This window comes from Bradyrhizobium genosp. SA-3 (assembly GCF_004212635.1).
Lineage (GTDB): Bacteria > Pseudomonadota > Alphaproteobacteria > Rhizobiales > Xanthobacteraceae > Bradyrhizobium.
The window spans coordinates 18,405-36,577 of the sequence record NZ_PSRT01000083.1; the positions used below are offsets into that span (position 1 = coordinate 18,405).

Sequence of the window (18,173 nt, forward strand, 5' to 3'; positions counted from 1 at the left end):
CCCACCGATGGACTTCCAGCCGCGCGACCTGGTGCCGACCGCCCAGCATGCCGACGAATGGCGCGGCGAACACGTCGTCGTGTCGACAGTCTGGGATTCCCCGGACGGGACCGGCCACGACATCAACGTCGGCATCGCCAGCGACGACGAGATCAAGCACCGGCACGGCTACACGGACGGCTTCTCCCACGACGACCTGGAGCTGATGCGGTGATGGATGATTTGATCAGCGCGGAGCGCTCGCTACTCATGCCCAAGCCGATCCGCACCGCCGCCGAACAGCCGGCCCCGAAGGGCGAGCCCATCTTCCCGGGCGCCCGGTACGCGCATATTGCCCGTCCGGATTGGGAGCACCCCGACGTCGAGACGAGCGTCAGCGTGACCAGCGGCGGCGTCTTTGCGGAGCCACCGATCGAGGATGCCTTCCGACCGGTCGAGCACCGACAGTGCAAGCACTGCGGCGGAAATCTGTAGATCAGCGCGAAGCGCTCGCTGCTACTGCGCCGAACGTTTTGGCGTTTTGACTATGGGTTTCCCGATTACCGGTTTCCCGTTCACGCCGATATAGCATTCCTTGGTACAGTCTTCGTTATATCCGTGCGCCAATGATGCAGAGATGCAGGTGCCGGAGCTGTTCTTGCGGTTACACAGGGCGTTCGCCGAAGTGGCCCAAAGAAAGAGGCCGACGAAAATTCCGACGGTCGCGATAGATTTCATTCCCGCCTCCCAATCAGAATTACACCCTGTGATGGTTTCATTTGCTTCCACTCGCTGACATTGGTCAGATTGTCGCGGCGGCCGAGCAAGGACAAGCCCAGCGGCCGGCGGACCTGGTTCGGCGAAGCCCTCGCCGGCCATGCCCGAACTGATCTTCAGATTCGCACGCCGCGGGTCGACCTGTATGCTTCCTCCGGGCTTAGGGGGGATGCTCAAATGCGCCTGTGGTTGACGTTGATCGTGCTGTGCCTGGTGAGCCAGGCGCGAGCGGCTGAGGGTGTCCTCGTGATCGGGGCCGGCCAGCGTTCCTGCGGCCAGTTCATCGCCGCGGTCGGACAGACACCAGTCGGGCAGATCCTGTACGTCGAACGGCCCAACGGCAAGCTCTACGGCGAGTTGATCCGCTACCACGAATGGATGGAGGGATTCATCTCCGGCTTCAACTCCGGCTTCCAGTCCAACATCGATGACCAGGTTAGGATCGACTTGTCGTCGATGGATCTATGGATGCGGAATTGGTGCAACGCTCATCCGACGAAGACGATCGCCGACGCTGGCCTTGCTCTCACGGGCGAGCTTGCTCCGCGGCGCTGAAGCACTGATCAGCGCGGAGCGCTCGCTACCCCGGAAATGCCCGGATGTGGCAGCCAGGCCACATTTGCTGATTTCGGGCGCTTCTCACGCAAAACCCGCTTAAAAAGCGGGCTTCTGCATGTTCGTAACTCTACGAGTGCCTACGCTGTTCGTTGCGTCGTGGAGGCGCCCGGGTGTTTGATGATTGCGGTGAGGCCCTGGCTGATTCGTCAGCGAGGAGCGTCACTGAGGGGGCAGGAAGCCGGCCCATTGGCACGGGATAGAACCCGGCCCCTGACCCCTCTGGAGCTACACCCGCAGGTGACGGTTCGGTCCGCACGATCGAGCCGTCACCATCCGGGTGCGTCGAATCAAGGGTAGTCCTACTCAGGCGTTTGTAAAGGGCCGCAGGGCAACACTCGGCGGTTCATCACTGCGAAGCGCTCGCCCTACAGCGGCCGTCCAAGCTGGTCCCACTCTTCCATCTGGAGATCGCTGATTTCCTCGCGCACCCAGCGCTCGACCTCCTCGCGGCTCGGCGCCTCGACATTGATGGCGCAGTCAACCTGCTCGCACATCTCGGCGGCGAACTCCGCGGCCAGTGCCGGCGTGCTCTGGTCCTCAAGCTTCAGGTCATGCTGCTTGATGAACCAGGTCGCGAATTGAATTACGAGCCCCCGCTCCCAGTCACTGGCCAGTTTCAAAGGAACCTCCGTCCGCTCGCCCCGCTGACTCAATCTATAGCGCGGAGCGCTCGCCGGCCATGAGGAACGGCAACCAAGGGCCTGCATTGGTTCCTGATGGATGACAGGATCTGGATCGCCATCATGGTCGCCTCGATGCTGCTGCTGGTCGGCGTGGCCGCGCTGCTGGTGCATCAGCCCGAGCTGATCGACCGCGCGATCGCGGTGAAGAGTCCATAGCGCGAAGCGCTCGCTACCCATAGCGAGGCTTTACCGAGGGCACGATGATGAGCGATACGACTGCGGAGTTGGCCAGGTTGATGAAGGTGGCTGAGGCGATCGTCGCCGAGCTGGAGCGGCAGGGCGTGGCCGTGGCGGTCGCAAATCTCGGGTTCGACCCGATGCGGATGGCCAAGGAAGTGATCCGGGCGGCGGACGGCGACGTGGTGCCCTTCCCTGGTCCACGAGAGTAACCGGCAAACAAACCGGCAATCGGCGGCGGCCCGCGGCGCGGCTGACCTGGTTTTCAAAGGGCGAAGCCCTCGCCGGCCATGCGGCAAAAAGATCGGCCAGGAGATCGGCCAATCAGCTCTTGTGCTGCAGGACGCGGTAGCCCTTCCGCTCCATGCACTCGCCGACCATGTAGCCGGTCCAGACCGTCGTGGCGGTCGCCGCGATCTTCTCCTGTTGGCAGGCCGACAGGTCGGTGTTGTAGCGGTTCTGGTCGACGCCGGCCATGTCCACCACGGGCGGCTCGACATAGGCCGTGCGGGCCGCGCAGCCGGCGAGCAGCAGCAGGGCGAGCGGGGCGATCAGGCGCATGGGGATCCTCGGCGGCGGGGGATTTGCACTATCAGCGCGGAGCGCTCGCTACAATCGGCCTCCGGCCATGCCTCAATGAGGAACCACAGGCGGCATGAGTGCGGCATACAGCAGCACGAGGATGATCAGCCATCCGAGCTTCGTCTTGAACAGGAAAAGCAAGCTGCCCTTGATCAGGGCCATCACCAAAACCACCGCCAATATCGCAAGTACCACGTAAAGCATCTCAAGCCCCCCTCTTCATCAGCCATCCATCCTCTACGTGGCAATGGCCCTCCGGCGCAATTGGGACTCTCCCCAGGGCGAAGCCCTCGCCGGCTATCAGCCTTTTGGGGTCAGGACCGTGTAGCCGCGCTGCTCCATGCAGCTGGTGATCATGCCGGCGTCGCCGACGAAGCCGTGGGCGCGCTTGGCCTCGATGCACTCGTGCTGGTCCTTGGCGAGCTGCTCTGGCTTCTTGCCGTAGCTGTCGACCACAGGCGGCTCGTATCTGCCATGTCCGCCGCCACACGCGGCCAGGAGCAAGGCCGTCGAGATCCACGCCAGCGTTCGCATCGTCACCCCCATCGCCAACCGGGCGATCGAGGTTTGCACTATCAGCGCGGAGCGCTCGCCACAATTGGCCTTTTGCAGGCGGCGGCGCGGAATGGGGCCCCAAAACGGGGTGGGGTCTTTTTCGATGGCCACCCCCTCCAGTGTAAACGGCCAGGGAAGCCCAGGAGTGGCCTGCCAGTTTAGGGCCCCTGATGCGCGCGCCCCGGCAGGACGACGGGACGGCCTACAAAGCGAGAGGTGGTTCATTTTTTCCTTGCAATCTTATTTTCGCCACGATGTTTATGTACTCTCTTTGTTCTATTTCTCCCCGCCCTTGGAGCCCTTCCTTGAACGACAATGCTCGCCCGCAAATCCACCTACGCATGACCGCCGCCGAAGCCCGTCAACTCGACGACGCCCGCGCCTCTCTCCGTCTCAGCCGTAGTGATTTGATCCGGCTCGCCCTCGATGACCTGTATCGCGGTCCGCGCCTCACGGGCCGACCGACCTGCACGGTCTCGGCAGCCGCCGCCTAGCACGCAAAGTAAAACCCCGCAGCGCTCGCAACGCTACGGGGTTGGATCAGTAAAACAGCAAGATCAGCATGCCACAGAAGACCGAAAAAAACAACAAACCCGCCAACGACAATACCCGTGTCATCAAGACGCCCGAAGGCGTCGAGATTAAGATCACCGCCGGCCGCAAGCTACAGCAGATCAGGGCATTCGCACGCGACCCCGACATCTCGGACGCGCAATTCCGCGCGCTCGTTTGCATTGTCGATCGCCTGAACGAAGGCAAGGAAGGAACTGACGAGTCCCTTTGGGGAAGCGCCTACCCGACGCCGGAGACTCTCGCGAAGGACATCGCTAAGGACGAGCGAGCCGCGCGGCGTATCCTGAAAGAACTGAAGGATGGCGAGCGTGAGACGCGCTCCAAGAACGGCGAGAGAAAGCTCGTCCCATGCAAAGCTGCCCTGACCATAGAGAACCGCAAGACCGCGGACGGCCACGACGATTTCAATCTCTATCGGCCGAGGTCTTGGGGCGCGTTCGCAGTAGGCAACCGCGAGGCGGTGCAGCAGTCAGAGGGCGGTCACCTGTCGGACGAATCCGGTCACCTGTCGGACGGGGGGCGGTCACCTGTCGAGAATAAGCAGGTCACCGCCCCCAACTCTTCCCACTTACCCCACCCAGAGACCCCGCCCAAAAACACCACCCAGGCTCCGCCCGCCTCCGGCGAGCGTGGACCGGCCGTTGCTTCGGATGTTGAGTCTGGGACCAAGCCGAAAGCCGGAAACGAGAACAGCATGTTTGAGCCAGCCGATTGCAACTGGCCGGACGATTGGAAGGACCAATTCTGGAAAGCCTTTCCGGTCCGCAAGAACGTGAAGGCAGCGGAGTTGAAACTCATCTCGCTCGCCAGGGCCGGTGTCCCGATGAACCCCATCATCGTCGCTGCACGGAGGCATGGCAAAGAACTCGTTCGCGATGGGATTCTGAACACCGGTTTCTGCAAGAACCCGGTGACGTGGATGGACGACGAACCGTGGAAGGATAACCAGAAGCTTTCGGAGCTTCGGCTAAAATCACAGAAGCGCACTGCCATCTGACAGCGCGCGCCTCGATCCAATCACACTCGCCGGCCGCCGCCGGAGCGCCGCACAGGCGTTTGATTTGATAGAGAGGCACGAGAAGCGCCGATCAGTAAACACACTCAGCGGTCCCGGCAGCGCCTCTTAGAGCGTTGCCAACCCGTCACGTCAGGAACCCTAGCGGCAAGATGGCCATCAGATCGAACGACAGCCAACGCCGGGTCATACGTTGTAGGGACGAACCTCGCCCGGCTGCATACCCTCGACCTCCACCTTGTTCAGATTTCGGTCCGGGGTGACGATCTTCTCTTCCACCACCTCTCTGACCGCCTCCGTGGCCTCATCAACGTCGGCGATGCGCGCAGCGATGTAACGAGCAAAGGGGTCGCCTTCGTGGTTCTCGACCTTGAAGAGCCAGCCGGGCGGAGGAGCGTCTGAAGCGTTTGTCATGGGACCCGATATGGTCGGTCGGCCAGAACCTGCGCAGCTCTAAAAAGGGAGCATTTTTGCATAGCAGACATTCCATAATTTTGGAGTTTTGCTCTTGACGCTAGAGGGAGATTAGGGCAGACATTAGCTCACGATGCCAGAACATTACATGAACGAACATGCTCGTTCGTTGATCCACTAGCCAGCCACACGACCCGTCCTCCACCCCGCCCGCTGCCTCGCCGCACGCGGGCTTTTTGCATTTTGGACTCCAATGAAACCGAAATTCGACACCCATGAACTTGTAACGAGCCCGATGAAGCACGTCACGATGTTGCTGCCGGCAGTCCTGATCGAACATATCGACCGGGCCGCACAGGCCGACGACCCGTCCGCACCCAATCGCTCAAGCTGGTGCCGGCGCGCTCTGATCGCCGCCCTTCGACGTGAGGCGGCGTGATGAGCGTCATCTCGGTCCAGGGACAGGCAAACGCCGCCGTCGTCCTCAAGGGACTCCTTCGGGAACACGGCCTGCCCTCACTTACTCCGGAAGGCGTTGACGCACTCTCTGCACGGTTCTCGACCGGCCTCGTGCTCGGACACGGCGTCGTCTCGCACGACGGTAAGCCACTGATCGATGAGCTGCGAGCGCTCTTCGCAAACGCTGAGAGCAAGCGACTCTTCACCCAGCAGGACGACGGGACGAATGATCGACCAGTCGGCAACCTGACCGCGGCCATGATGGCTGAGGTCGCAGCGAGCCGGAAGCAGGCCCGTATCACCGATGCAGATCTCGCTCGATACAGCGGCGTCACCCGTCAGCACATGGAAGAGCGGCAGCGCGCTGCCCAACTGAAGTAAGGACAGAATAAAATGAGACGACCAGGAATTTACGCTCGCCAGACGGCCGCACGGCTGAAGGGGGAGCAGTATCAAGTCGACGACGGTGTCAGGGCCGCCCGTGGCGTGGCCTTGAACTTGTTCAATCTCCGCAGACGAAAGTCTGAGATTGACCAACGAGTCGAAATGGCGCGGGACCGGCTAGAGTCGGTTGATCTTTACGGGCTCAGGGCCGAACTTGAAGCAGCACTGGCGGAGCAGACCGACATCGACGCGAAGTTGGCCGAGTTGCAAGCGGCAGCGTCTGCGGCTGCCTAACATGGCTTGTTCGGCGGTTAGGATTTGTCTCCAGAGACCGCCGTCCACAGGGGAGCGCGACGACATGAGACAACTCGCCGGACTCGCGTTCGCGTTGGCCTTCGCTGGCGCGCTCCCCGCCCTTGCATTTGCTACATCGGCTGCTGCTGAGAGCCCGTATGCAACACCCACCCGTGACGGCCGGGAGCGCATCCAGCGCACAGGCGTTTGTCCTACCGGCTTCGTTGGCCTGGGTGACAAGTGCGAGGCGCTGCACCAGGACACGCCCCGGGCCTACCCGAAGATCAAGGGCGCGCCCTGCCCGTCCGGCACCTTCTCCAGCGGCGCCTATTGCAAGGCGTTCCGCTGATCGATCAGGCGGCCTTGAGGACACGCCAGACAGTCGGCTCCGATACCTCATATTCGCGAGCCAGTTCCGCCATGGTCTCTCCGTTCGCGTAGCGCTCTGCGATCTTGCGGCGCTGGCCTGCATCGAGGGCCTTAGGGCGGCCGAACGTGGTGCCCTTGGCCTTGGCCCGCTCAATGCCAGCTTCGCACCGCGACCGGATCAGCCCGCGCTCAAACTCCGCGATGCCGCCCATGATCGTCAGCATCAGCCGGCCGACATCGGTCGTGGTATCGCACCAGGATTCACCCAGCGAGACGAGGCCTGCGCCCTTCTCTTGCAGGGTGTGGAGAATGTTGTGCAGGTCTCGACTGGAACGGGCGAGCCGGTCGAGTTTGGTCACCACGATCACATCACCGGCTCCGATGGACTTCAAGAGCCGTTCGAACTCGCGGCGGCCGGTTACGGACTTGCCCGATTGCTTCTCCGCAAAGACCCGCTCGCAACCGGCGGCCTTCAAGGCCTCGACCTGAGACTCGTGGTCTTGGGTATTCGACGAGACGCGAGCGTATCCGTATTTCATGGTCTGAAACCTTATTTTTGAAAGTCTGACTTTTGAAAGTCGTAAGGCCTTGGTTTTCAGGGGTCAAGAAAAACTTTCACAAGGTACACTTTTTGAAAGTACGGACCCGCTTGGTCCCGACCGCGCGGTGGTCCTGTCCCCTGTCCCTGTGCTGCCGCTCTCCGCGCTGGCCGTGGCACAGCGGGGTGTCGAGGTGCCACGGTCACAGATGCACGACGCTCGGTCGAAGGCTCCCGGCCACTGGTGCCTAGTTCAGGCGGCGGAGCTTCCTGATGATCGCCCGCAAGTCCTCCGCGTACTCTTCGAGAGTCCGCAACACCTCTTCCGAGGGCGGGGGCTCGGTCTTCGGCAGGGCCTTGGTCTGGAGTGGCTGAGGTTGGCGTCCCATGCTTCAACGTCAGCGATGAACGACCCAGCCACGTTGATCTAACTCAATGAAGCAGGTTGGCAGGGGCAGCGTCACACCTGCACCGTCTTCACCCTCCTGCACAGGCAGCGAAGGTTTCCCAGCGCTCGCGAGCGCGGGAGGCGAAGGCGCGACTTTTTGTGCGGCATAGGCGCCCACTTGAGTCAGGCCCCCACACTTCGGATTTTTCAAAAGACAGACTTTCGACCGTACCCCGTCAAAAAATCTGACGGGCACATTCCAAACCGTTTTTCCAGCGCAATTTTCAAAAGGGCCGTTTCCCTGCGCTGCCTCACCAATATCAACACCCACAAGGAACACATGTCCGACAACAACCTCGACCTCAGAGCGCGCCTCACCGGAATCGATGAACTTTCGCCCGTCCTAAAGCGCGTGCTCGGCAACCTCCAAAAGTTCGAAGACACCGCGAAGCGTGTCAACATCCAGCTGTCCGGTATGGGCCGCTACGGCATGTCATCGCTCGACGGTTTCAACCGTGCTGCGAAAGCGGCAACGGACCAGGTGCGAGGTATGGCCAACCTCAGCAGGTCGGCCGCCCGTAGCTATTCGACCGACTGGGCCAAGGCGAACGCTCAGCGTCTGAGTGACGCAAGGCGAACCTACTCCAGCCTTGAACGTCTCGAGTCCAACTACCAACGCCAGATCGAACGCCGCGCTGTCGTGGAACGTCGGACCAGCTCCGGCCGGTCATATGGCGGTGGAGTCGGCCGCCTGCCCGCGCCAAACATCCGCACCATTGCAGCCGGTGCGGCCATCACGGGAGCTGGTATTGCGTCTGCTATCCGCCGCCGCGCCCAGACTCAGGCTGCTGAAGTAAGAGCGCAGATGTTCGGCGACCTCACCGAGCGAGAAATGCTGACGCTCCGCAAAGACTTCGCGGACAGGGCCGGCATCAAGTATGGCGTCGGCAGCACCAAGGTCATCGACACGGCGGTTGAAGGGCTGAAGGCCGGAGTCGCCAAGCAATTCGCTGGCCAGTTCGCTGAGTTGGCTCTGAAGGCGCAGGCCGGGCTCGACGTCAACCCGGAGGTAGTCGGCAAGCTGCTCGGTCGTCTGTCGACTCAGATGCCGTGGGACACCGGCCGCTTCAGCAAAATCTTGAATGCGGTCGCGGTCGCGAACAACGCCACCGCTGCCGATGGAAACGAGATCATCGAGGCCATGCGCCGGAGCCTGTCCGCACTCGCGACAACCCGGATGACGCCAGAGCAATTGGCCGCGATCGACTCCACCGGAATTTCGCTCGGCATCCAACCGTTCAAGGCCGGAACCTTCGTGTCGTTCCTCACTTCGCAAATCGCTGGCGCGGATTCCGCCAGAGGCCAACAGGCCGGCGACCTGAACGCCGCTGCGAATGCCCTTGGTTTCGGTGGCCGCAGTGGCATGGCCAAGACCATGCGTGAGCGGCCGATGGAGGCGATCCAACAGATCCTCGACAACCTCGCGAAGATGCCGGAGCGACTGCGGACGAAGGTCGCAAAGCAGATCGCCGGACGAGAGTGGATGGATGAACTACTTACAGTTGTATTAGGTCGCGACAAGTTACGGGACGTGCTGAAGGATATCGAGAACAAGCCGGGCTTCCTGGATCGAACGGCACTTCAGAAAATCAGATCGATGCAGGGTCGATGGGCCTCGATCAGCGCCGCACTTGGCTTGGTCTGGGAGAAGGTCGGCGCCGGACTCGAGACCTGGTTCAATCAGGTTTCCGATAGCATCATCGACTTAGCGGACAGCTTCAACTTCGACTCGATCAGGGATCACTTCGCTGCGCTGATCGATGGCGCTCGCGAGGGCCTCGGTTTGAAGAACTGGGGGGAGGTGGTCAAATCCGTAGCTGACAATTTCGATGCCGGGACCATCGCGAAGTGGCGAGAGTTCGGCAAGGGCTTCGCGGAAGGCATTCGTGAATTTGCCAGTGGGCTCAAGGCCGCCTTTTCAGCGCTCGGGTTCCTCGCTGGCAAAAATCCGGCCGATGCCAGGGAGATGGGTAATCTGGTCGCGCAACTGACCGGGCTGACTGTGGCTCTGGCGGCTCTCTCGCCCGTGCTGACCGTCCTAAGTGCCGTTACCATCGGCCTCACCGGGTTCGGCAATGCTCTCGCATACATCGCCGGCCTGCCTGCCGTCGTCGCGCTTTTGAGTGCGTTGGCCGTGCGTCATCAGAATGATGGCGTTCCCGATGCCAATGTGAAGCGGCCCGGAGAGTCGACGAGCGAATGGCGCGAGCGTCAGAAGGCACACCGGAACGGGCTCTACCACAAGAGCAGCTACACCGGCTCGACCGACTTCTCAGGCATGCGCCGCACCAGTGACCTGTCAGACGACCTGAACAGGTTCACGGGCAAGGTCGAGCGCGCCGCGTTCCTCAACAGCGGTCCCGGTGGTTTGCAGTACGCATCTATCGGTGGAGCGAGCGGCGGTCCCGGATCCGGTGGACTTGGCGGGCGCAGCTACATCAACGGCGTCCCCGCTCTCATGAAGAGCACTCCGGGCGCGGCCCTGCCCGACTTCGGCGTCGGCCGCAGCGGCAGCATCATGAGGACCAGTCGCGGACGTATTGACGCTATCACGGGCGCCGACAAGGTTCCGTCCATGGGCGGCTCGATTGACACGACGACGGGTCAGGGTCTCAGCGGCAACAGATACCTTGCCGCTCGCCGCGCCAAGTTCGATGAGGAGATCAAGAACGATCCAACTCTCCGAATGCATCTCGCGGCCATACAGGTCACCGAGGGAGCCAGCGGAGGCGGAACTATGGAGAGCCTGATGAACCGCGCCGACATGGAGGGCAAGACGCTCCGCCAGATGATCGGCATGGATGCCAACGGCGTTCGACATCTCGGCACCAAGGGATACCTGAAGGGCAAACCAGACAGCTTCTACGGCCCGATCCGTCGCGGTGAAATCTACGGAGCGATCCGAAGGTTGCAGAACAACCCGAAGGAGTTCGCGAAGTACGACGCCTTAACCAACCGAGCCCTTGCCGGCAGCCATGTCATCGGCGGCTATACCGACCAGGGCTTGCCTACCGATCCCAACGGGTCTCGGCGAACCGGCATCCCCGGTTTCAAGATCAGTCCGAAGGACGGAAACGAATTCACAGATTGGGTTGGTCCCGGCGGCAGAAGCAAGTCGATGAATTACCGCCATCTCATCGAGCAGGGCATCGCTGGCAGCGGCGACGCGCCGATCGCAAACGTTCCGAGTCCGACCGACGTCATCAAGAACGTGCCGCCTCCGTCAGCCGTGAGGCCTGGACCGGGTGCTGGAGACGCGCGCTCTGTCCCGGGCAACGTGGCGATAAACATCCATGGCGGTTCGCACGATCCGGAAGCACTGGCCACGCTGGTGCAGCGCCGGATCGACGAGAGCATGAACTGGCGCACGCACGACACCGCGTCGGAATACACCTAACGCCTACACCAACGATCCCGGACCTACGGGTCCGGGATACTACGGGAAAAATGCAAATCGGGGTCTAACCCATTGATTGCATCGCGTTCTTATACGCGCTTTGATCGAATTCAAGCAAATGCAAATATGCAAACAAAAACAATGGCTTGATGACGCGTTCAAAAACGTATCAGGTGCAAGCGGATCAAGTTGCTTGATCTCATCACCAAGGGGCTACCAATGCGAATTGCCTACCGAAATTACCTAATCGCCACTCACGATGATGGCCGCTACGTCGCGCTCGACCCGAGCGACCCGAACTGCTTCAAGATGTTCTCTGCGGACCTGCGGCGAATTTACAATGCGATCGATGGACTGTGGTCGGCGCTCGCCGGCGCGACCGCGTCGCCATGGTCGTGGATGCTCGACCATAACGAGGTTGATCTCGACGCAGTCGTCGGTGCTCGCTGATGCATCCGACGGAACACGAAATCTGGAATCTCCTCCGATTGCTCTCGAAGATCGACGATGGAGAGGCCGCGGCTTTCGCCGACGCCGCAGCGGAGAACCTACGCCGACTAGTCGGGACCGGCATCTTCGGTTCTCTGGCCGGCCCGCCGCTCGCGCTGATGCAGGTCATCACGAATGATCCCGCGATGAAAGAGTCCGACCGCATCGTCGCGAAGGTGCTGCTTACCGCGTTCGATCCCGGGTACGGCCACGCCCGCCTCTCGAAGCACCAGATGAGTATTCGGACGGGCTTCAGCGTGACCAAGGTCCGGACTGCGCTGAGGCGGCTGGTCGAGGCTGGCTACTTCATCGCGGTCCCACCGAACAAAAAGGAATGGGATGATGGAGACTTTACGGTCAAACACCAGCCGTGTTTCGACGCGTTAGATTCGGGTCGAGATCCTGTGGCCTGACCGGTAGCGAAAGATTTTCGTTGAGGGAGCAGCCCCCATCGAGAGGAGCTGTTTTTTCCAACTCTCACAACGCCCTCGGCCAAACCAGCCGGGGGCGTTTTTGCTTCGTCCGCAGACAGCCGCGGAAGAGCGCCCTCATAACCAGTACCCCATTCCAAGTTGGCTTACGGCAAATGACCACCATAAACTCTGATGTCGGTATCATCACCGCGACCACCCCCCTCCGGCTGGACGTAGCCGCGCGGCTCGCTTTTCCCGACGGGTCGATGTCAGTCTCGGCATTGAGGCGACTCGTGGTCTCAGGCAAGATCACCCATGAGTTTTTTGCTGGAAAATACTTCGTCACGTTGAATGCAATTGAGGAGTTCCGCGCATCATGCCGCGTCGTAGCAAAGGCCCCCGACTTGAGCTTCAAACCGGAGAAGGCCGTACCCCAAAATGGATCATCCGAGACGGGGCAAAAAACATCAGCACTCGATGCGATGAACGCGACCGCCAACAGGCTGAGGCGAAGCTTGCAGAGTACATCATCGCCAAGCACGACCCGGCCAAGGCAATCCGGTCAGGTAGTCCAAATGAGGTCAAGATAGCCGACATCCTCGCCGTCGAGATGACCCGAATTGCTGCGAAGCCGACCCTGGACAGCCACCGGAAGAAAGAACTCATCGCCGTCTGCCAGAACATGGGCAATTGGTTCGGCCATCGTGTCGTCGGCGACCTGAACGGTGAGCTTCAGGAACGCTATGCGGCTGAGCGGACGCGCCACGTCTTCAAGATGGTTGAAGGTGTCCGGACCAATGTGGACACCGGAGAGCATGCGCCGGTTGCGGCCTATCGCGATCTGAAGTTTCTTGCCGCTGCCATCAACCGGTACTTCAAGCACAAGGTTGGCGGCGTCGTCACCCAGTTCAGCCCGGTCCTGCCCGACGCTCCGGAGTCCCGTATCCGGTGGCTGACCCGCTCTGAGGCTGCCAAGCTGCTCTGGGCAGCGTGGCGGGGACGGAAGGAAACGAAGCTGCCAGGGAGCAAGGGGCGTCACACCTCGCGGCACATCGCCCGGTACATCTTGGTCGGCCTCTACACCGGATCCCGCAACGGGGACATCTGCGGGGCCGCGACCATTCCGACGATCGGGCGCGGCTACGTCGACCTGGATAAGGGCATCTTCAGGCGGAAGCCCGACGACAAGAAAGAGACCTCCAAGCGGCAACCCACGGTCCCCATCCCGCCCCGGCTGCTAGCCCATATGCGGCGCTGGCAGCGGCTAGGCATCTCACAGCGCGCCGTTATCGAGTTCAACGGCAAGCCCGTCGTGACGATCAGGGAGGGCTGGGAGGGCGTGGTCGAGCGGGCCGGTCTGGCGACCGAGGACAAGCAACAGAAGATCCTCCGCCACACCCTGCGCCACACGGCCATCACCTGGTACCTGGATCAGGGGGTCGATATCGAGAAGGTCAGCCTCTACTGCGGCGTCTCCGTGGCGACCATCCGCAAGACCTATCGCCACGTCATGCCGGGAACCTTCGACGACCTGCTAGTGGCCGCCCATCAGATTGGGCGTTGAAGAGTGCGTTCCCGGCAAGCCCCTCAGAAGAGCTTTTCTGGCGCCGGGACGCATTTTGCTTCACGACTAAAGAACGCAGTGGTTCCTGGAACAGCAGTGTTAGTCCAATAGCCCGAATAGCCGCCCGTTATTCGATTCACTTTAATCCGTTCGATCCCCTCAGGATCCCGATAGCGAGAGGACTTGATCTCGGCCGAAACCTCCGTCTCGCTGATTTCCACATCTTTGTAGGTTAAACCGTCTCGCTTTAGAGTGCGGGCGTTAAAATCTATCTCAACAACAGCTTCGAAATTATTGGCACTATTTTCCGAATACCCATTCCCCCAGGCTTTCACCGCTGTGATGCCCTTACAGACCAGTCTGACAATGCCTGCGGCGCCCGTGCTTGTGGTCTGGTTCTGCGGAGCCGGCGTTGGCACTGGAGATGGGGTGCGTGGGGTCCCCAAATGAGGCTTGTCAGACTTGAGAAATTCCAAGCTCGGCTGAGCCTGAACAGCTGTGGCAGGGACCTGAAGTCCTACCGCGAGAAGCACGGCGACCATAGACCGTGTAACCATTACGAACCCCTACTTGCAGCTCCTCATACAGGAGGATCCCCAGTCGAACGCTCGGGTCTCACAGTTGGCCTTCTCATTTGGGTTAGTGTAACGGGCGCACTGGGCCTTCTGCGAACTGGATTCCCGCGTGCAGTAGTTGCAGCTTGGTCGAGTGGACCCGGCGCCCTCTTGGGCTCTCTCCCGCATGCCCTGTTGTGCAACCGCTGGAACCGCGGGGGCGAAGAGAAAGCTGACCACAAGCAACATGCTCATTTTCATGGCGTCACCCGTGCGTGTCTGGAGTGACACGATGCTATTGCAACGAGCACTCGATAGATATGCGACATTTTGGACGAGCCACCACCACCTCGGGCTCACAGAGCCTTTGATGCCGCCCACTGAATTGGGCGTTGAACATGGGGGTCAAAATGGATAGAAGACCGGCATTGGTTTGCGGCTCCCTAGGGGAGCCGTAATCGTTTTGGAGTTGGGCGAGCTGAGGTTTCTGCTACGGTTTCTGCTACAGAGCACAAACCGAAAGCCATAAGCCTCTGATAACACTAGCGATTTCGCTGGTCTCGCTCTAACCGCTCGAAGGGAGCGGGACAGCTGATGATGGCCTTTGGACTGATAGCCCTGATTGCCGGCGCCGCGTCGGCCCTGATGTTCGCCTCGATCATTTCGGGCGCGCTGATCTCGCTCGTCCTGTTCTATCTCGCACCGCTGCCGCTGATGGTCGCCGCGATCGGCTGGGGGCCGCTGTGCGCGAGCCTCGGTGGCATTGCCGCCGCAATCGGCCTCGGCGCCCTGTTCGGCCTGCCCTATTGCATCGCCTTCGCCGTCACCGTCGCATTGCCGGCCTGGTGGCTCGGCCACCTCGTCCTGCTCGGCCGGCAGATCGGAAGCGTCGGGCCAGACGCCTCCGCCGCCGAGCCGCCGGCCGAACTCGAGATCGAGTGGTATCCGGTCGGCCGCATCCTGCTCTGGATCGCAGGTTTTGCCGCGCTGACCACGATCGCCGCCCTGCTCACGCTCGGCACCGACGCCGAGACCATCACCGGCACGCTGCGGCGGGGCCTGATGCGTCTTCTGCGCACCACCGACCCGCAAACCTCGGGCGAAGCCAGCCAGTTCGTCGACGCGCTGGTGCGCATCGCACCGGCCGCCGCCACCATCGTCGCGATGATGACGCTGACTCTCAACCTCTGGCTCAGCGCCAAGGTGACGGCGACCTCGGGCCGGCTGCGTCGTCCCTGGCCGGACATGAAGACGGCCGAGCTGCCGCCGATGACGCTCGTGGCGCTCTGCATCGCGCTCGCCTTCTGCTTCACCGGCGGACTACTCGCGATCGTCGCGCAGATCACCACGGCCGCGCTGATGATGGGCTATGCGCTGACCGGTTTCGCCGTGCTGCATACGCTGACGCTGACGCTGAAGAGCCGCACCTTCTGGCTCGGCTCGACCTACGCCGTCGTCGTCGTGTTCGGATGGCCCGTGATCGCGATGGTGATCCTCGGCCTTGCGGATGCCGTGTTCGGCTTCCGCGAGCGCTTCCTGCGCAGCCGGCAGCCGCCGCCGCTGCCAACACCTTAAGTCCAACCCCGAAAACTGAAACTCAGACCACTTCAAAGGAGAACGAATATGGAAGTCATTTTGCTGGAACGCGTCAACAAGCTCGGCCAGATGGGTGAAGTCGTGAAGGTTCGCGACGGCTATGCCCGCAATTTCCTGCTCAAGCGCGGTAAGGCGCTGCGCGCCACCACCGACAACCGTGCCAAGTATGACGGCATGAAGGCCGAGCTCGAGGCTCGCAACCTCCAGGCCAAGGGCGAGGCGTCCAAGGTCGCCGAGAAGATCGAGGGCAAGAACATCATCGTGATCCGCCAGGCCTCCGAAGCCGGCCAGCTGTTCGGTTCGGTCACGGTGCGCGACCTCGTCGCCGCGTTCGAGACCGACGGCGTCCACCTCGACCGTCCGCAGGTGCAGCTCGACGCGCCGATCAAGACCATCGGCAAGCACACGGTCACGGTTGCCGTTCACCCCGAGGTCGAGGTCGAGATCACCGTGACGGTCGCGCGCAGCCAGGACGAAGCCGAGCGCATCAACCGCGGCGAGGACATCTCGACCCGCAACGAGGACCGCGACGCGGCCGCCGAGGCGATCGCTGCGGCCGGCGAGTTCTTCGATCCGGAAGCCCAGCACGAGGAGGTCGAGCCGGCGCCGGCTGCGGAAGAGAAGTAAGCAGCACGTACAGCTCGTCATGCGCGGGCTTGACCCGCGCATCCATCAAGAGAGTTTGCTCAAGAAGATGGATTTCCGGGTCAGGCCCGGCAACGACAACAGAGAATGGATCAGCCCGGTCGCTTCAGGCGGCCGGGCTTTTCGTTTTGGCGGCGACGTCCTCGCTGAGCATCGCGATCGAGGCGAGCGCGGTTGCCGTATGCTTCTCGACGCCATCGCTGACGCAGAACACGTCGGCCGCGACCACGGCAACCTGACGGCCCGGCTTGATCACTCTTGCCCGGCAGATCAGCTTCTCGCCGACCGCGGGCGACAACAAATTGAGCTTGTATTCCGCCGTTAGCGCCGGCTGGCCGCGCGAGGTGGCGGCAGCGATCGTCGTGGCGTTGTCGACCAGGAAGGCGGTCACGCCGCCATGGAAAAAGCCGTGCTGCTGAAGCAGTTCCGGCCGGCGCTCTACGGCGATGGTGCAGGTGCCGCGCGACAATTCGGACAGCTCGGCGCCGACCAGATTCATAAAACCCTGCTGGCCGACATTGGCGTGGATGCGCTCGGCAACGGCTGCGAATTCGGGATCCGCTTCGGCTCGCATGCTGTCTCTCCCTATTGTTTGTCGATGCGATCGAGTGGCCGTAGCGCACGGATGGCGCAGGCGATCAGCGTGTCGGCCTCAATGCGCGGATCGGCGCGTTCGCGTCCCGACAGAAAGGCGCGGCAGAAGATCTGGGCCGGGCCGATCAGCTGGCTGACGAACATCACCGGCGTCATCGGCAGCAGCTCGCCGCGCGCGACCAGCGGCGCACGCCAGCGCTCGATGCCTTCGACAAGGCGCGCGTTCTGCGCGCGCTGGCCGTCGCGCACGTCCTCGCCCCATTCGCTGCGCGAGATCTCGAAGAGATAGCGCGCCTCGCGCCGGCTGGTGACGACCCAGTCGAGATGCGCCCGGATCAGGCGATCGATACCCTGCTCCGCATCGGGCACGGGATCGAGCGCGGCCAGCACCGCGGCGTGATAGTGCCGCAGCACCTCCAGGAACAGCGCGCCGGCGAGCTCCTTCTTCGATCCGAAGGCATGAAAGAAGCTGCCATTGGAGGCGCGCGCCCGGGTGCGGATCGCGGCCACCGTCGCAGCCTCGAAGCCGACGCGGTCGAACACGATTAGTCCCGCCTCCAACAGGTCATCACGCATGCTCGCCGTCATCGAGACCCTCCAGAGTATTACTCTAGAGCGCCGCTCTAGAAGCGGTCAAGACGGCGCGGAGGCGCGATGCGCGGCCTCCGCACTGTCGATCGGAAAAAGTGGATCGGCCTAGCGCGAGATCGGTGGCGCCGGCGGGCCAGAGGACTCGGCTGGCGCTGCGGGCGGGGCTGCAGCTGTCGCGGGCGTCGCCGATTCCTGCGGTTTGGCCGCGGGTGCCGGTTCGGAATTGGCGGCAGGCGCGGCTGGCTTGGGAGCGGCCTCTTCCGCCGGCTTGGGCGCGGCCGGCTCGGCCGGCTTCACGGCGGCTGGTGCAGACGGCGTCACCTGCGGGACCGGATCGGGGCGCAGCGCCGGAGCTTCGCTGCCGCGGGGCTCAACCTTCGCGCTATCGGGCTTGGCCTCGGCGGGATTCTCGGATGCCTTGCCGGTGTCGGGCTTGGCCTCGTCACGACCGGGCTCGACCTTGGC

General features: G+C 62.2%; 27 protein-coding genes and 1 pseudogene. 16 read left to right on the forward strand and 12 right to left on the reverse strand.

The features are described from left to right. The first annotated feature begins 7 nt into the window (after positions 1-7). Together CWO91_RS26470 and CWO91_RS26475 are read left to right on the forward strand one after the other, a co-directional pair. Entirely contained in the window at positions 8-214 is a 207-nt protein-coding gene (locus CWO91_RS26470; protein WP_130217657.1) for a hypothetical protein, read from the forward strand. Continuing rightward, positions 214-474: a hypothetical protein gene (locus tag CWO91_RS26475; protein WP_130217659.1), complete on the forward strand. Its 261-nt coding sequence runs from the start codon at positions 214-216 to the stop codon at positions 472-474. The genes CWO91_RS26470 and CWO91_RS26475 overlap by 1 nt, the downstream gene beginning before the upstream one ends. Before the next feature lie 21 nt (positions 475-495). On the opposite strand, the gene CWO91_RS26480 is transcribed toward CWO91_RS26475, so the two are convergent. Next, positions 496-717: a hypothetical protein gene (locus tag CWO91_RS26480; protein ID WP_130217661.1), complete on the reverse strand. Its 222-nt coding sequence runs from the start codon at positions 715-717 to the stop codon at positions 496-498. 216 nt (positions 718-933) lie between these two features. Between CWO91_RS26480 and CWO91_RS26485 the strand changes: the two genes are divergently transcribed. Continuing rightward, on the forward strand, positions 934-1,311 hold the full coding sequence (locus tag CWO91_RS26485; protein ID WP_130217663.1) for a hypothetical protein: 378 nt from the start codon (positions 934-936) through the stop codon (positions 1,309-1,311). Positions 1,312-1,739: 428 nt separating this feature from the next. On the opposite strand, the gene CWO91_RS26490 is transcribed toward CWO91_RS26485, so the two are convergent. Continuing rightward, positions 1,740-1,994, reverse strand: coding sequence for a hypothetical protein (locus tag CWO91_RS26490; protein WP_130217665.1), 255 nt, complete (start codon positions 1,992-1,994; stop codon positions 1,740-1,742). Between the two features lie 96 nt (positions 1,995-2,090). Here CWO91_RS26490 and CWO91_RS45090 point away from each other — a divergent pair, with 96 nt between their 5' ends. Together CWO91_RS45090 and CWO91_RS43245 are read left to right on the forward strand one after the other, a co-directional pair. Beyond that, entirely contained in the window at positions 2,091-2,213 is a 123-nt protein-coding gene (locus tag CWO91_RS45090) for a hypothetical protein (protein ID WP_283811011.1), read from the forward strand. Between the two features lie 44 nt (positions 2,214-2,257). Further along, a complete protein-coding gene (locus tag CWO91_RS43245; RefSeq protein WP_165405715.1) occupies positions 2,258-2,446 on the forward strand; it encodes a hypothetical protein in 189 nt (62 codons plus the stop codon). 112 nt (positions 2,447-2,558) lie between these two features. Here CWO91_RS43245 and CWO91_RS43250 read toward each other — a convergent pair whose 3' ends face one another. From CWO91_RS43250 to CWO91_RS26500, 3 genes are all read right to left on the reverse strand, one after another. Further along, complete coding sequence (locus CWO91_RS43250) at positions 2,559-2,795, reverse strand: hypothetical protein (RefSeq protein ID WP_165405716.1); 237 nt, start codon at positions 2,793-2,795, stop codon at positions 2,559-2,561. A 72-nt stretch (positions 2,796-2,867) separates the two neighbouring features. Continuing rightward, positions 2,868-3,020 carry a hypothetical protein gene (locus CWO91_RS43255; RefSeq protein ID WP_165405717.1) on the reverse strand — a complete coding sequence of 51 codons (153 nt, stop codon included), beginning with the start codon at positions 3,018-3,020 and terminating at the stop codon, positions 2,868-2,870. Positions 3,021-3,116: 96 nt separating this feature from the next. Further along, a complete protein-coding gene (locus CWO91_RS26500; RefSeq protein ID WP_130217669.1) occupies positions 3,117-3,482 on the reverse strand; it encodes a hypothetical protein in 366 nt (121 codons plus the stop codon). A 194-nt stretch (positions 3,483-3,676) separates the two neighbouring features. Between CWO91_RS26500 and CWO91_RS26505 the strand changes: the two genes are divergently transcribed. Then, positions 3,677-3,865: a hypothetical protein gene (locus CWO91_RS26505; protein ID WP_130217671.1), complete on the forward strand. Its 189-nt coding sequence runs from the start codon at positions 3,677-3,679 to the stop codon at positions 3,863-3,865. 68 nt (positions 3,866-3,933) lie between these two features. Then, positions 3,934-4,941, forward strand: a complete 1,008-nt coding sequence (locus tag CWO91_RS26510) for a hypothetical protein (protein ID WP_130217673.1) — start codon at positions 3,934-3,936, stop codon at positions 4,939-4,941. Positions 4,942-5,145: 204 nt separating this feature from the next. On the opposite strand, the gene CWO91_RS26515 is transcribed toward CWO91_RS26510, so the two are convergent. Continuing rightward, on the reverse strand, positions 5,146-5,373 hold the full coding sequence (locus CWO91_RS26515; RefSeq protein ID WP_130217675.1) for a hypothetical protein: 228 nt from the start codon (positions 5,371-5,373) through the stop codon (positions 5,146-5,148). Between the two features lie 253 nt (positions 5,374-5,626). On the opposite strand from CWO91_RS26515, the gene CWO91_RS26520 reads away from it, so the two are divergent. From CWO91_RS26520 to CWO91_RS26530, 3 genes are all read left to right on the forward strand, one after another. Further along, positions 5,627-5,812 carry a hypothetical protein gene (locus tag CWO91_RS26520; protein ID WP_130217677.1) on the forward strand — a complete coding sequence of 62 codons (186 nt, stop codon included), beginning with the start codon at positions 5,627-5,629 and terminating at the stop codon, positions 5,810-5,812. Then, entirely contained in the window at positions 5,812-6,213 is a 402-nt protein-coding gene (locus tag CWO91_RS26525) for a hypothetical protein (protein ID WP_130217679.1), read from the forward strand. The genes CWO91_RS26520 and CWO91_RS26525 overlap by 1 nt, the downstream gene beginning before the upstream one ends. A gap of 361 nt (positions 6,214-6,574) precedes the next feature. Further along, complete coding sequence (locus CWO91_RS26530; protein WP_130217681.1) at positions 6,575-6,859, forward strand: hypothetical protein; 285 nt, start codon at positions 6,575-6,577, stop codon at positions 6,857-6,859. A 4-nt stretch (positions 6,860-6,863) separates the two neighbouring features. On the opposite strand, the gene CWO91_RS26535 is transcribed toward CWO91_RS26530, so the two are convergent. Together CWO91_RS26535 and CWO91_RS43260 are read right to left on the reverse strand one after the other, a co-directional pair. After that, entirely contained in the window at positions 6,864-7,418 is a 555-nt protein-coding gene (locus CWO91_RS26535; RefSeq protein ID WP_130217683.1) for a recombinase family protein, read from the reverse strand. Positions 7,419-7,665: 247 nt separating this feature from the next. Beyond that, positions 7,666-7,806: a hypothetical protein gene (locus CWO91_RS43260; RefSeq protein ID WP_165405718.1), complete on the reverse strand. Its 141-nt coding sequence runs from the start codon at positions 7,804-7,806 to the stop codon at positions 7,666-7,668. Positions 7,807-7,983: 177 nt separating this feature from the next. Here CWO91_RS43260 and CWO91_RS26540 point away from each other — a divergent pair, with 177 nt between their 5' ends. The 4 genes from CWO91_RS26540 to CWO91_RS26555 all read left to right on the forward strand — a co-directional run bounded on the left by CWO91_RS26540 (position 7,984) and on the right by CWO91_RS26555 (position 13,728). Then, on the forward strand, positions 7,984-11,262 hold the full coding sequence (locus CWO91_RS26540; RefSeq protein WP_130217685.1) for a phage tail tape measure protein: 3,279 nt from the start codon (positions 7,984-7,986) through the stop codon (positions 11,260-11,262). 189 nt (positions 11,263-11,451) lie between these two features. Further along, positions 11,452-11,712 carry a hypothetical protein gene (locus CWO91_RS26545; protein WP_130217687.1) on the forward strand — a complete coding sequence of 87 codons (261 nt, stop codon included), beginning with the start codon at positions 11,452-11,454 and terminating at the stop codon, positions 11,710-11,712. Continuing rightward, positions 11,712-12,164 carry a hypothetical protein gene (locus CWO91_RS26550; protein WP_130217689.1) on the forward strand — a complete coding sequence of 151 codons (453 nt, stop codon included), beginning with the start codon at positions 11,712-11,714 and terminating at the stop codon, positions 12,162-12,164. Before CWO91_RS26545 ends, CWO91_RS26550 begins: the two co-directional genes overlap by 1 nt. Before the next feature lie 376 nt (positions 12,165-12,540). Beyond that, entirely contained in the window at positions 12,541-13,728 is a 1,188-nt protein-coding gene (locus CWO91_RS26555; RefSeq protein ID WP_130217691.1) for a tyrosine-type recombinase/integrase, read from the forward strand. A gap of 23 nt (positions 13,729-13,751) precedes the next feature. On the opposite strand, the gene CWO91_RS26560 is transcribed toward CWO91_RS26555, so the two are convergent. Continuing rightward, positions 13,752-14,204 (reverse strand): hypothetical protein, encoded by a 453-nt coding sequence (locus CWO91_RS26560; protein ID WP_130217693.1) that lies wholly within the window; start codon positions 14,202-14,204, stop codon positions 13,752-13,754. Positions 14,205-14,876: 672 nt separating this feature from the next. Between CWO91_RS26560 and CWO91_RS26565 the strand changes: the two genes are divergently transcribed. Together CWO91_RS26565 and rplI are read left to right on the forward strand one after the other, a co-directional pair. Then, positions 14,877-15,857, forward strand: coding sequence for a DUF2232 domain-containing protein (locus CWO91_RS26565; RefSeq protein WP_130217695.1), 981 nt, complete (start codon positions 14,877-14,879; stop codon positions 15,855-15,857). Positions 15,858-15,905: 48 nt separating this feature from the next. Continuing rightward, complete coding sequence (gene rplI / locus CWO91_RS26570; protein ID WP_128934279.1) at positions 15,906-16,505, forward strand: 50S ribosomal protein L9; 600 nt, start codon at positions 15,906-15,908, stop codon at positions 16,503-16,505. 124 nt (positions 16,506-16,629) lie between these two features. Here the strand turns inward: rplI and CWO91_RS26575 are convergent, their stop codons facing one another. From CWO91_RS26575 to CWO91_RS26585, 3 genes and pseudogenes are all read right to left on the reverse strand, one after another. Then, positions 16,630-17,097, reverse strand: coding sequence for a PaaI family thioesterase (locus tag CWO91_RS26575; protein ID WP_130217697.1), 468 nt, complete (start codon positions 17,095-17,097; stop codon positions 16,630-16,632). A gap of 11 nt (positions 17,098-17,108) precedes the next feature. Beyond that, positions 17,109-17,705 carry a TetR/AcrR family transcriptional regulator gene (locus tag CWO91_RS26580; protein WP_130217699.1) on the reverse strand — a complete coding sequence of 199 codons (597 nt, stop codon included), beginning with the start codon at positions 17,703-17,705 and terminating at the stop codon, positions 17,109-17,111. A gap of 108 nt (positions 17,706-17,813) precedes the next feature. Then, positions 17,814-18,173, reverse strand: a pseudogene (locus tag CWO91_RS26585) (hypothetical protein); the annotation flags it as partial.

Excerpts from the sequence above, each read along its gene's own strand:
- CWO91_RS26475 (WP_130217659.1), top strand. The coding sequence starts at position 214 with ATGGATGATTTGATCAGCGCGGAGCGCTCGCTACTCATGCCCAAGCCG.
- CWO91_RS26520 (WP_130217677.1), top strand. The coding sequence starts at position 5,627 with ATGAAACCGAAATTCGACACCCATGAACTTGTAACGAGCCCGATGAAG.
- CWO91_RS43245 (WP_165405715.1), top strand. The coding sequence starts at position 2,258 with ATGATGAGCGATACGACTGCGGAGTTGGCCAGGTTGATGAAGGTGGCT.
- CWO91_RS26580 (WP_130217699.1), bottom strand. The coding sequence starts at position 17,705 with ATGACGGCGAGCATGCGTGATGACCTGTTGGAGGCGGGACTAATCGTG.
- CWO91_RS26530 (WP_130217681.1), top strand. The coding sequence starts at position 6,575 with ATGAGACAACTCGCCGGACTCGCGTTCGCGTTGGCCTTCGCTGGCGCG.
- CWO91_RS26485 (WP_130217663.1), top strand. The coding sequence starts at position 934 with ATGCGCCTGTGGTTGACGTTGATCGTGCTGTGCCTGGTGAGCCAGGCG.
- CWO91_RS26575 (WP_130217697.1), bottom strand. The coding sequence starts at position 17,097 with ATGCGAGCCGAAGCGGATCCCGAATTCGCAGCCGTTGCCGAGCGCATC.
- CWO91_RS26525 (WP_130217679.1), top strand. The coding sequence starts at position 5,812 with ATGAGCGTCATCTCGGTCCAGGGACAGGCAAACGCCGCCGTCGTCCTC.
- rplI (WP_128934279.1), top strand. The coding sequence starts at position 15,906 with ATGGAAGTCATTTTGCTGGAACGCGTCAACAAGCTCGGCCAGATGGGT.
- CWO91_RS26555 (WP_130217691.1), top strand. The coding sequence starts at position 12,541 with ATGCCGCGTCGTAGCAAAGGCCCCCGACTTGAGCTTCAAACCGGAGAA.
- CWO91_RS26480 (WP_130217661.1), bottom strand. The coding sequence starts at position 717 with ATGAAATCTATCGCGACCGTCGGAATTTTCGTCGGCCTCTTTCTTTGG.
- CWO91_RS26565 (WP_130217695.1), top strand. The coding sequence starts at position 14,877 with ATGATGGCCTTTGGACTGATAGCCCTGATTGCCGGCGCCGCGTCGGCC.
- CWO91_RS43255 (WP_165405717.1), bottom strand. The coding sequence starts at position 3,020 with ATGCTTTACGTGGTACTTGCGATATTGGCGGTGGTTTTGGTGATGGCC.
- CWO91_RS26515 (WP_130217675.1), bottom strand. The coding sequence starts at position 5,373 with ATGACAAACGCTTCAGACGCTCCTCCGCCCGGCTGGCTCTTCAAGGTC.
- CWO91_RS26535 (WP_130217683.1), bottom strand. The coding sequence starts at position 7,418 with ATGAAATACGGATACGCTCGCGTCTCGTCGAATACCCAAGACCACGAG.
- CWO91_RS43260 (WP_165405718.1), bottom strand. The coding sequence starts at position 7,806 with ATGGGACGCCAACCTCAGCCACTCCAGACCAAGGCCCTGCCGAAGACC.
- CWO91_RS26470 (WP_130217657.1), top strand. The coding sequence starts at position 8 with ATGGACTTCCAGCCGCGCGACCTGGTGCCGACCGCCCAGCATGCCGAC.
- CWO91_RS43250 (WP_165405716.1), bottom strand. The coding sequence starts at position 2,795 with ATGCGCCTGATCGCCCCGCTCGCCCTGCTGCTGCTCGCCGGCTGCGCG.
- CWO91_RS26550 (WP_130217689.1), top strand. The coding sequence starts at position 11,712 with ATGCATCCGACGGAACACGAAATCTGGAATCTCCTCCGATTGCTCTCG.
- CWO91_RS45090 (WP_283811011.1), top strand. The coding sequence starts at position 2,091 with ATGGATGACAGGATCTGGATCGCCATCATGGTCGCCTCGATGCTGCTG.
- CWO91_RS26510 (WP_130217673.1), top strand. The coding sequence starts at position 3,934 with ATGCCACAGAAGACCGAAAAAAACAACAAACCCGCCAACGACAATACC.